Annotated in this window: 13 protein-coding genes; 3 read left to right on the forward strand and 10 right to left on the reverse strand. The window is 72.0% G+C overall.

Annotated elements, in window-relative coordinates; translation table 11 throughout:
- Positions 1 to 98: 98 nt before the first annotated feature.
- From E1161_RS02695 to E1161_RS02715, 5 genes are all read right to left on the reverse strand, one after another.
- Positions 99 to 1,856 carry a DUF2339 domain-containing protein gene (locus tag E1161_RS02695; RefSeq protein ID WP_132619156.1) on the reverse strand — a complete coding sequence of 586 codons (1,758 nt, stop codon included), beginning with the start codon at positions 1,854 to 1,856 and terminating at the stop codon, positions 99 to 101.
- 335 nt (positions 1,857 to 2,191) lie between these two features.
- On the reverse strand, positions 2,192 to 2,494 hold the full coding sequence (locus tag E1161_RS02700) for a hypothetical protein (RefSeq protein ID WP_132619158.1): 303 nt from the start codon (positions 2,492 to 2,494) through the stop codon (positions 2,192 to 2,194).
- Positions 2,491 to 4,464 carry a TNT domain-containing protein gene (locus E1161_RS02705; protein WP_132619160.1) on the reverse strand — a complete coding sequence of 658 codons (1,974 nt, stop codon included), beginning with the start codon at positions 4,462 to 4,464 and terminating at the stop codon, positions 2,491 to 2,493. Before E1161_RS02705 ends, E1161_RS02700 begins: the two co-directional genes overlap by 4 nt.
- A 5-nt stretch (positions 4,465 to 4,469) precedes the next feature.
- Entirely contained in the window at positions 4,470 to 4,790 is a 321-nt protein-coding gene (locus tag E1161_RS02710; RefSeq protein ID WP_132619162.1) for a hypothetical protein, read from the reverse strand.
- A gap of 2 nt (positions 4,791 to 4,792) precedes the next feature.
- Entirely contained in the window at positions 4,793 to 5,236 is a 444-nt protein-coding gene (locus E1161_RS02715; protein ID WP_132619164.1) for a YbaB/EbfC family nucleoid-associated protein, read from the reverse strand.
- Positions 5,237 to 5,427: 191 nt separating this feature from the next.
- Here E1161_RS02715 and E1161_RS02720 point away from each other — a divergent pair, with 191 nt between their 5' ends.
- The gene (locus tag E1161_RS02720) at positions 5,428 to 5,877 is read left to right on the forward strand and encodes a MaoC family dehydratase (protein ID WP_132619166.1); all 450 of its coding nucleotides are present in this window, start codon (positions 5,428 to 5,430) and stop codon (positions 5,875 to 5,877) included.
- Between the two features lie 2 nt (positions 5,878 to 5,879).
- On the opposite strand, the gene E1161_RS28285 is transcribed toward E1161_RS02720, so the two are convergent.
- A complete protein-coding gene (locus tag E1161_RS28285; RefSeq protein WP_268951360.1) occupies positions 5,880 to 6,101 on the reverse strand; it encodes an adenosylcobinamide amidohydrolase in 222 nt (73 codons plus the stop codon).
- A complete protein-coding gene (locus tag E1161_RS28615; RefSeq protein ID WP_408011928.1) occupies positions 6,001 to 6,282 on the reverse strand; it encodes a hypothetical protein in 282 nt (93 codons plus the stop codon). The genes E1161_RS28285 and E1161_RS28615 overlap by 101 nt, the downstream gene beginning before the upstream one ends.
- Here E1161_RS28615 and E1161_RS27850 point away from each other — a divergent pair.
- On the forward strand, positions 6,166 to 6,423 hold the full coding sequence (locus E1161_RS27850) for a hypothetical protein (protein WP_235874738.1): 258 nt from the start codon (positions 6,166 to 6,168) through the stop codon (positions 6,421 to 6,423). The genes E1161_RS28615 and E1161_RS27850 overlap by 117 nt on opposite strands.
- Here the strand turns inward: E1161_RS27850 and E1161_RS02730 are convergent.
- The 3 genes from E1161_RS02730 to E1161_RS02740 all read right to left on the reverse strand — a co-directional run bounded on the left by E1161_RS02730 (position 6,404) and on the right by E1161_RS02740 (position 8,763).
- A complete protein-coding gene (locus tag E1161_RS02730) occupies positions 6,404 to 7,354 on the reverse strand; it encodes a hydroxymethylglutaryl-CoA lyase (RefSeq protein ID WP_132619168.1) in 951 nt (316 codons plus the stop codon). The two genes, E1161_RS27850 and E1161_RS02730, sit on opposite strands and share 20 nt — an antisense overlap.
- Complete coding sequence (locus E1161_RS02735) at positions 7,355 to 7,861, reverse strand: PH domain-containing protein (RefSeq protein WP_132619170.1); 507 nt, start codon at positions 7,859 to 7,861, stop codon at positions 7,355 to 7,357.
- A gap of 74 nt (positions 7,862 to 7,935) precedes the next feature.
- Complete coding sequence (locus E1161_RS02740; RefSeq protein ID WP_132619172.1) at positions 7,936 to 8,763, reverse strand: biotin--[acetyl-CoA-carboxylase] ligase; 828 nt, start codon at positions 8,761 to 8,763, stop codon at positions 7,936 to 7,938.
- A gap of 80 nt (positions 8,764 to 8,843) precedes the next feature.
- Here E1161_RS02740 and E1161_RS02745 point away from each other — a divergent pair, with 80 nt between their 5' ends.
- Entirely contained in the window at positions 8,844 to 9,470 is a 627-nt protein-coding gene (locus tag E1161_RS02745; RefSeq protein ID WP_132619174.1) for a Maf family protein, read from the forward strand.
- The last annotated feature ends 3 nt before the right edge of the window (positions 9,471 to 9,473 follow it).

Here is a 9,473-nt window from a genome sequence, read left to right on the forward strand (position 1 = left end):
AACTGCTGGGGCACCGCTTCGCGGGGCGGTGCGGGTGCGCAACCTCAAGCGGGGTGAGTCCCGCACCTGGAACAGCGGCTACCGCCTAGCAACAGCCCTCAGACCGAGGGTTCTCCTTGGCGGGTGAGGAGCCGGGCGTAGCCGACGCCTGCGGTGAGCAGGATCAGTCCAGCGCACAGGAACGCGATCACGCGGGCGAAGCCGTCGAGCGTGGCCAGGTCGAACAGCAGCAGCTTCGCCAGCGACACGGCCGTGAGCACCAGTCCGCCGATGCGCAGGTGCCGCACCTGAACCCCGCGCAGCAGCAGGGCGATCGCGAACACCACCCAGCACAGGGTGATCAGGATGTGGCCGGTCAAGAACGCTGCGCGCGACTCGCTGACCAACAGGCACGCGGCCATCGTGGCGCTCGCGGTGCCGTAGAGCAGCGCCAGCGCGGCCGAGGCCCACAGCGGCAGCGAGGCCGGCAGGCTGGCGACCTTCCCGATCCGCACCCCGGCGGAGGGCAGCGCGACAGCCACCACGGCGATCAGCAGGCCCGCGACCAGACCGGCCACGCCGGTGCCCTCGTCGGAGAACAGCAGCGCGCTGATCGGCACCTCGTTGGCCAAGGCCAGGAAGAACCCGAACACCGCGTAGCAGGCGGCGCCCAGCAGGATCCCGCCGCGCCGCAGCAGGTGCCCGGCCGCGGTCAGCAGCAGCGCCTCGCACAGCAGGCCGGTGGCCCAGCTCGACGCGTCCAGCGCGGTGATCGTCGCCTGCCCGGTGGCCACGACCGCCATCGCACCGACGGCGGCCAGGAAGCGGCCGGGCAGCCAGTCGGCGAAGGCGGGCAGGTAGCGACCGACGGCCCAGATCGCGGCCAGCAGCAGCGCCATGCCAGCGCCGGTCGCGGTGGCCTCGGCGCGTTCCAGCAGCATCGGACCGGCCAGGAACGACGGGGTCGGCGCGGCGACGAGCAGGCCGATGGCGGTGCGTTCGGCGGCGGGCCGGAAGCCGGCGGTCACGGCGGCGATGACCACGCCCAGCACGGCGGCGGCCAGAATCGCGGGCACCAGCACGGGGTTCGGGAAGGCCAGTCCCCAGAACGCGCCGACCAGCGCGGCCAGCACGGTGGGGATGCCCGCGGCGAGCGCGAGTCCGCCCCAGCCGCGTCGCACCTGAACCGGGGCTGCCGCGACCTGCAGCAGCACCACGAAGCCGATCAGCAGCGCGTCAGCGCCCTGGGTGATCACCGGAGCGCAGATCGCGGAGCCGAGCACGACACCGATCGCCAACGGCTGCGCCTGCCAGCGGTCCGCGAGAACGAGCCCGCCGATCGCGACGAGCAGGCCGGTGCCCAGCCCCGCAGGGGCCGGGAGGTAGCCGTAGAGCGCGGTCGCGGCGACGACGTCGAGGAACATGGCCGCGAAACCCGTGGTGGCCAGCGCGATCGAGGCGATGCGCTGTTCGGCGGCCTTGCGGTGCACCCACCAACCGGCGGCGATCAGCAGCGCCGCGAGCGCGGCCCCACCGGCGACTCGCGCGGCCGGGCCCAGCCAGTCCTGCTGGACGGCGAGGACCAGCAGGAACACCACGCCGAGCAGGGTGACGCCGCCACCGACCCAGGCCAGCACGCGGCTCGGTTCGAGGTTCGGCCTGATCCGGCGCCGAGGCTCGGCCACCGCCTGCGCCGGGTGCTCGGGGAGCGGTTCCGCGGGCGGCTGCTGCGGAGCGGCCGGTTGCGCGGGGGTTCCTTGGGGCCGGGTGGCCGCCTCGGTCTGCAGCACGCTGCCCAGGTACGACAGGCGCTGCCCGATCGCGGCGAGCTCACTCGCGACCAGCTGGAGGGTTTCCCCCTGGTGCGGTTGCGACATGCCGACATGCTCCCGGCAACGCGCCGCCCGAACATCCGTAGCACTACTCAGAAACCCAAATGCCAGATACCCAGTTACCGACTACCCGTCAGGCAAGCACCGAAGGTGCTCTCTCACCACCCCCCCACAAAGCAGCCGGCACCGCCGCAGCGGCTCTCTGGGGAGGACAGCCGTAGCGCCGTGGGTATTGGTCATGGACAAGTCTCGGATCCCGGAGGCAGAGAGCCGCTCAGGTCCCGCTTCTGGCACCGCCGAGCAACAAGACCACTGAGTAGTTGTCAGTGAGTCAGCCCACGAACCCAGAGCACCGCTCAAGATTCCGCCACCAAGAGGACTCACCGAACGACAGGAGTTCCCTGAGGCGGGGTGTTGGTGACGTCGACCGGTCCCACGACGCCACGAAGAGCCTGAGTCCAGGTGAGGCGCCCGAAGAGGTAGAAGCAGGCGACCTGCTCGTTGCTGAAGCTGGCCCAGTCGTAGCGGTTGCCCTGCTCGCGCCAGAAGACCTCCCAGCCCGGGCCGTTCTCGGACTCCGTGCGCAGCAGGCACCACGCGTCGTCGGCTTCGGCACCGATGGAGACCAGTTCCTCCGGCACTCCCATCGCGATCAGCCAGCCGAGTACCGATTCGCTGTTCATCGCGGGCTCTCCTGTTGCCGATCGTGCTCCTCCGAGGGTGGCTCGCCGCCGGTGGTGCCGGTGAGCACCAGGCGCAACGTGGAGGCCTCCGACAGCTCCCTGGACTTGGTCAGTTCCACCAGGTATCCGAGTCCGACGAGGTCGGTGGCCGGATAGGTGGTGCGGTAGCGGACTCCGCGGCCCGGCTGCTCGAACCACGGCGCGGCCACCGACCGCCACACCGGGAGCGGCCGCAGCAGCCGGTAGCGCCGATGGTCCCGCTCGGCGTGGGCGGGAGGCAGCGAGCGGTGCGCGAAAGGCGTTGCCGCAGCGCAGAAGAGCCGCCCGTCACCGGTGCCGAACAGATCGATGACCGCATCCGGTTCCAGCACCACGGCCTCGCCCGGTTCGAACCCGCCTTCCGGGAACTCGTCGGCCTGCGGCCAGCGGTGCCGGGTGCTCTCGCCGTCGCGGATCTCGTAGCGGCGTTCCCAGTCGAGTTCGCTGAGCTCGCCGAGCGGCTCGTGCTCGGCGAGCAGCTCTTCCGGAGGTGTTGCGCGTTCCGCGGGTTCGGCGCGGTTGCGGCGCGCTTCTTCGTACAGCGCGGTGTTCTGGGCGCGGCGCAGGGCGTCGGTGTCGTCGACCAGGTCGGAGCGGGGGTGGTCCTGCGGCGGGAAGTTCAACCCCTCGCGGTTCTCGGGCGCGTCGTGCACCGGCAGTTGGCGGCTGGCCTGGTCGGAGGCGACCGGCATGTAGCCGATCGGGAACTGGTGCAGCACGAAGGCGACCACGTCGGCGTTGCGCGGGCCGTGGCGAAGCGGCCGTTGCTGCGGTTCCTGGGCGACCGGGGCCTGCGGCGGCAGCGGGCGCAGTGCTCCGCGCTGCACCTGCTGGTGGGACGCGGGCTGGTTCTGGACGTGCTGGGGCTGACCACCTGGCGGCTGCGGTGCGGGTCCGGCCTGCCCGAAGGCCATCGGCCCCCTGTTGACCGGGGGTGGTTGCGGTGGGCGCGCGGCGGCCACGCCCTGCTGGGGTGGCGGGCCCCCGGGACCTCCGGCGACGGCGTAACCGCCCGGCTGCTGCGGCGGTGGGGGTTGGGACGGGTTGAAACCCGGTGCTGGTGCCGGCGGCTGCTGACCGGGCTGCGGCGCCCAGGCCGCGTGCGATGCCTGGGGCGCGGTGTTGGGCGCCTCGTCGGGTCGCCAACCGGCGTGACCGCCGGAACCGATCACCGGGATCGGTCCGGTTCCAGCCTCCGTCATTCCCGGCTGCCACCCCTGCGCGGCGGGAGCGCCGAACCCACCCTCCGGAACCGGTTCGCGGACGGTGTCATGGGCACCACCGACTGTTCCCGCCACGCCACGTTCCGCTTCTCCGATCACAGCACCGACATCACCAGGTTCCGCACCGTCCACTGCGGCTTCCGGTTCCAGCGTATGGCCTGCTGTCGCGCCGATGTCCGCCAGAGCACCGGACGCTTGTTCCGCCGCTGCCGGGACGCCGGAGCCGAGCGCGGTGGACAACGTCTCGTGGACGCGGGCGACGTTGGCGGCCGCGCCGCTGAGCGCCGTGTCGAGACCGGCCAAGGCCTGCGGGTTCCCGGTCGCGGCGGCCTGTTCGGCGGCGTCGGTCTGCTTGGCCAGCGAAACGAGTTCGCGCACCAGCTCCACCTTGGCGGTGCTGATCTGCTCGGCCGCGTGGTCGAGTCGGTCAGCGTTGGCCTGGCACTGCTTCGCGGTGGCGGGCAGCGGTCCGCCGTCGGCGATGAAGCCGTTCCACTCCCGGGCCGCGGCCTGGGCAGCCTCGCCGTCGAACGAGTTGAGCGCGCCTTGCGCGACGGTGTCGGCGTTGCGGGTGAGCGCGTCGAGGGAGCTCGCCGCTTCGCGCCAGGCGGCGGCGGAGTCACGCATCAGGTCTTCGTCCGCGGCCGGCCAGCGGGCTCCGGCTCGGGCGGCGACGTCGCGGAGTTCCGGTGGGAGTTCGATGCCCACGCCGCTCACCCCTCTCCGGTGAGCCGGCGGAGTTCGTCGGCGTTGTCGGCGTCGGTTCGCCGGGAGGTCTCGGCGGTGTCGGCGAACTTCCGACCCAGCGCGTGCAGTTGCCCCGGCAACGCGCTCGCCGCGGCCAGGGTTGCGTCGGCGCGGGGCGCGTGGACTGCGGCGAAGCGCTCGCCGAACTCGTCGTCACCCCAGCAGGCGCCAGCGGACTCCACGGCCTGCCGAACGGTGTCAGCGATGCGTTGCGCCTGGTCGGCCAGGTCCTCGAACTCACCTGCCCGTTGCGCCAACCGCTCGATGTCGCTGCGGAAACCGCCCATGGTCACGTCCTTCCCGTCGGGCCCTGCTGCAACCAGCTGGCGTCCGAGAAGTCCTCGTCGTCGGCATCATCGTCGATCCGCCGTGAAACGTTGCGCGACACCGGTTCTGGGGGTGGTCCCAGCAGCAGTTCCGGATCGGTTCCGGCGGGGAGCACGTCGGCGAGCACGAACGCGGCGCGCTCTGCCGCGGTGCGAGCGGCGTCGGTGCTGAGCCGGACGATCGTGGCCGCGAGCTCGGCCGGACGCATCCGCTGGGCCGCGTCGTCGGCGATCACGAGTTCACGCAGCGCCCCCTGCGGACCGACGACCACCCGCACTCGATCGTCGTCGCTGCTCGCGGTGGCGGTGACGGCGGCGAGGTCGCGCCGGATGTCGGACAGCCGCTCCCGGCTCCGCCGGTAGTCGGCCACCAGCTCTTCCACTTGAGATCCGTGGTCGGTCGGCACTGCCGCTGCCCTCCCCTGCCGCGTGCGTCGGCGCCTCTCGTGGTGGGACGCGCAGACGGTTCGATGGTTCCACGCGCGAGGGCGCTTTTCACCACTCCGGCGCTCATCGCCACCGAAATCGCCGGTCGCGGGCGCTGGTTGTGAGGACCCTCTCAACTCCGCCCGCGCCCGGTAGCTGCGAAGATGGCGTCATGGCCACCATCGCGTACGAGGACCTCACGCCGGGGCGGACGTTCGATCTGGGCAAGACCGAGATCGACCGCGAGGAGATGCTGGAGTTCAACGCCCGCTTCGACCCGCAGCCGTTCCACCTCGACGAGGGGGCGGGCCGCAACTCGGTGCTGGGCGGCTTGTGCGCCTCCGGTTGGTTCACCGCGTCGCTGTGGATGCGCGCCTACGTCGATCACGTGCTGGCCGATTCGACCTCGCAGGGTTCGCCCGGGGGCAACGAGCTGACCTGGCTGGCCCCGGTGTTCCCGGGTGACGTGCTCCAGTTCGGCATGGAGGTCACCGGCCAGCGCCGTTCACGCAGCAAGCCGAACCTGGGCCTGGTGGAGATCACCGGCACCGGCGATCGCGGCGGTGACCGGGTGCTGCGCTTCAGCTTCGTCGGCATGTTCGGGACCCGCGAGCAGGATTGACCTCAGGCCGGTTCGCGACGCGCGTCCTCGACGCGCGGCCCGGCCGTCACAGCTGCGCGGACCGCGCGGGCCAGGGCCGCTCCGACGCGGGAGCGGGGGCCGCCGCAGGGCTCGGGGTCGCCGTCAACCGGGCAGAGGACCGCCGTGACGTCGGTGACCGTTCCGGTGCCCGCGACTCCGAAGTCCAGCAGTGCCTGCGTTGTGGCCTCGGCGACGGTCGCCACCGTTCCACCAGCGCCGCTTCGCGCGCAAGCGCCCCGGTGACCAGCAGATCGCGTTGATCGTGCCGTGCCCGCACCTGCTCGTCGGCGGGTGCCGCTGCCCAGACGGGCGCGCGTTGGCGCCGGTGGTCGCGCTCGCCCGAACACCGCCGTCGGTCGCGGTGATCTCGTGCCGCACGTCCACCGCGGTGAGCAGGCAGATCCGCTGCCGCAGGCCGCCGAGGAGAGCGCCGGCCACTTCCGGGTGCAGCGCCAGACCAGCACCGGCCGGTCCTGCACGGCGTGCAGGACCGGACTCGGCGCGGTCACGAGCTCAGTGCTTTGACCACCCGCGAGGGACTCGGACGCCCCAGCCGCTCGGCCATCCAGACGCTGGTGTCGACCAGCTTGTCGAGGTCGACCCCGTGCTGGATGCCGAGGCCGTCGAGCATCCAGACGAGGTCCTCGGTGGCGAGGTTGCCAGTCGCGGACTTGGCGTAGGGGCAGCCGCCCAGGCCACCCGCCGAGGAATCCACAGTGGACACTCCGTGGCGGAGCGCGGTGGCGGTGTTGGTCAGCGCCTGACCGTAGGTGTCGTGGAAGTGCACCGCGAGCTCGTCCACCCCGACCCCGGACGCGACGAACGCGCGGAGCAGGGCCTCCACGTGACCCGGTGTGGCCACGCCGATGGTGTCGCCGAGCGAGAGCTGGTGGCAGCCCATCTCCAGCAACCGCTTGCCCGCCGCCACGACCTGCTCGACCGGGACCGGGCCTTCCCACGGATCGCCGAAGCACATCGACAGGTATCCGCGCACGGCGATCCCCTCGCCGACGGCGCGCCCCACCACCGGCTCGAACATGGCGAACTGCTCGTCGAACCCGCTGTTGAGGTTGCGCCGCGCGAAGGTCTCGGACGCCGCGGCGAAGATCGCGATGTCGCGGACCTTCGCGTCGAGCGCGCGATCCAGACCGCGCTCGTTGGGCACCAGCACCGGGTACCGCACGCCGGGGGCCTGGTCGAGCCCGTCGATCAGCTCGGCGGCGTCGGCCAGCTGCGGAACCCACTTCGGGTGCACGAAGCTGGTCGCCTCCAGCACTGCCAGACCGGCATCGGCCAGCCGCCCCAGGAACTCCAGCTTCACGTCGAGCGGGACGGTCTCCCCCTCGTTCTGCAGGCCGTCGCGCGCGCCGACCTCCCAGATCGTCACCTCGGCGGGCAACCCCGCCGGATCCGGTGGGACGACCCGCATCGGCAAGCTCAGCTCACGTGGTCCCATTCAGCCCTCCTGCGCCCGATGTCCAACACCATCGCCAACCTCGCCGTGGAGCAGCGTCTGCACCTGCTCGACCTGCGGGATGTCATCAAATGCCAGCGGCTCGTCCGACGCCGACTCGACCACCAACGTGCCGCAGCCGAAAGCACGGCCCACCAGGCCGCGCCGGAAGCGCACCGAGTTGATCCGCCACATCGGGATGTCGATCCCGGACCTGGTGAACACACCCTCGCGGACCATCAGCCGGTGCGTGGTGATCACGAAGTGCGTGGTCCGCCAGCGGGCCAGCGGGGCGAGCGTGAACCAGACGATCAGCACGAGGCCCACCACGCCGAGCGCGATCCACACCGGCAGCCGCCACGGGGTGTTCGCCACCAGCGCCGCCAGGTAGGAAGCGCCACCGACCACCACGAACAGCACGAGCACCGGGCCGAGCAACATCTTCCAGTGCGGATGCTTGTGCACGACGACGTTCTCGTCGTCGTGGAGCAGGCCGTCTGGGTAGGCCACGGTTCCCCTTCCTCACCCCTGAACGCCGGTCTCCGAATCACGTTACCGGCCGCGCTCGAGCGCGGAGAACGCTCTCAGCTCCGGCGGAGGTGCACCACGTCGCCCGCCGAAACGGCCGTGGTCCGACCGGTCTCGGTGCGCACCACGAGCCTGCCGGTGGCGTCGACGTCGACGGCCTCCCCGTGCAGGTCGCTGCCCCCCAGGTCCACCCGCACGCGCTGGCCGAGAGTCCGGCACCGCTCGCGGTAGCGGGCGAGCAGCCCGGTGGACACCACGTCACCACTCGCGTCCCGCCACAGCCCCTCGACCTCGGCGAGCGCGCCGAGCAGCTCCGCCGCGAACACCTCGCGGTCCACGTCGGCACCCTCGGCCGCCAGCGAGGTGGCGGGCAGGCCGCCCGCGCCGGTGGGCAGCTCGTCGCTCTGCTGGCGGACGTTGACTCCCATGCCCAGGACCAGCGCGATCCCGTCTGGTTCCGCGACCGCCTCGGAGAGGATCCCGGCGCCCTTGTGCCAGTCCTCGCCCGAACCGAGCAGCAGGTCGTTGGGCCACTTCAGGCCAGCGGGGACCCCGGTGGTCCGCTCGACGGTCTCGGCGAGGGCGACACCGGCGATCAGCGGCATCCACCCCACCGCCGACGGCGGAACGCCGGGGCGCAGCAGCACGCTCACGAACAGACCCGCGCCGCGCGGCGAGATCCACTGCCGCTGCAACCGCCCCCGCCCGGCGTTCTGCTCCTCGGCGATCAGCACCGTCCGGTCGGCGGCTCCGCGGGCTGCGGCGACGGCCAGGTCCGAGTTGGTGGAGCCGGTCACGGCCACCACCTCCAGCGCGGAATACGGTCCTTCGTCGACCAGGCGTCGGCGCAGCCGGTCACCATCAAGCAGAACTTCAGCACTCACCCGCTCAGCCTATGCGGATCCGCCTCCCGGTTCGCCGCACCACGTCCGCCGGCGTGGGACCACGCACTAGCATCGGGCGCGTGCGCTTCGTGCTTGCTTCCGCCTCGCCCTCCCGCCTCTCCGTGCTCCGCTCCGCCGGCATCGAACCGCTCGTGCAGGTCTCGGGCGTCGACGAGGACGCGGTGGCCGCGTCGATGACCGATCCGGCCCCGGCCGAGCTGGTCACCGCGCTGGCGCAGGCCAAGGCCGAGGCGGTCGCCGGCGAGTTCTCGGAGCCCGACGCGGTGATCGTCGGGTGCGACTCGATGCTGCTGCTGGCCGACGGGGAGATCGTCGGCAAGCCCGGCACGCCGGAAGTCGCCGCCAAGCGCTGGGCCCAGAACTCCGGCCGCAGCGCCGAGCTCCTGACCGGACATGCGATCATCCGGGTCCGCGACGGGAAGATCACCGATCGCACCTCCGGCCACCTGGGCACGACGGTCCGCTTCGGGACCCCCACCGAGGACGAGATCAACGCCTACATCGGCACCGGCGAGCCCCTCTCCGTCGCGGGCGGTTTCACCCTGGAGGGCTTCGGCGGCTGGTTCATCGAGGGCGTCGACGGAGATCCCTCCAGCGTCCTGGGCATCAGCCTCCCCCTCACCCGCAAGCTCCTCGCCCAGCTCGGCCTCACCATCACCGACCTCTGGACGAACCCCACCCCCTGATCC

Source organism: Saccharopolyspora aridisoli (genome assembly GCF_004348445.1).
GTDB classification, from domain to species: Bacteria; Actinomycetota; Actinomycetes; order Mycobacteriales; family Pseudonocardiaceae; genus Saccharopolyspora; species Saccharopolyspora aridisoli.

Coding starts and splice junctions, on each gene's coding strand:
- E1161_RS02700 (WP_132619158.1), bottom strand. CDS start 2,494: ATGAACAGCGAATCGGTACTCGGCTGGCTGATCGCGATGGGAGTGCCG.
- E1161_RS02695 (WP_132619156.1), bottom strand. CDS start 1,856: ATGTCGCAACCGCACCAGGGGGAAACCCTCCAGCTGGTCGCGAGTGAG.
- E1161_RS02720 (WP_132619166.1), top strand. CDS start 5,428: ATGGCCACCATCGCGTACGAGGACCTCACGCCGGGGCGGACGTTCGAT.
- E1161_RS02710 (WP_132619162.1), bottom strand. CDS start 4,790: ATGGGCGGTTTCCGCAGCGACATCGAGCGGTTGGCGCAACGGGCAGGT.
- E1161_RS02730 (WP_132619168.1), bottom strand. CDS start 7,354: ATGGGACCACGTGAGCTGAGCTTGCCGATGCGGGTCGTCCCACCGGAT.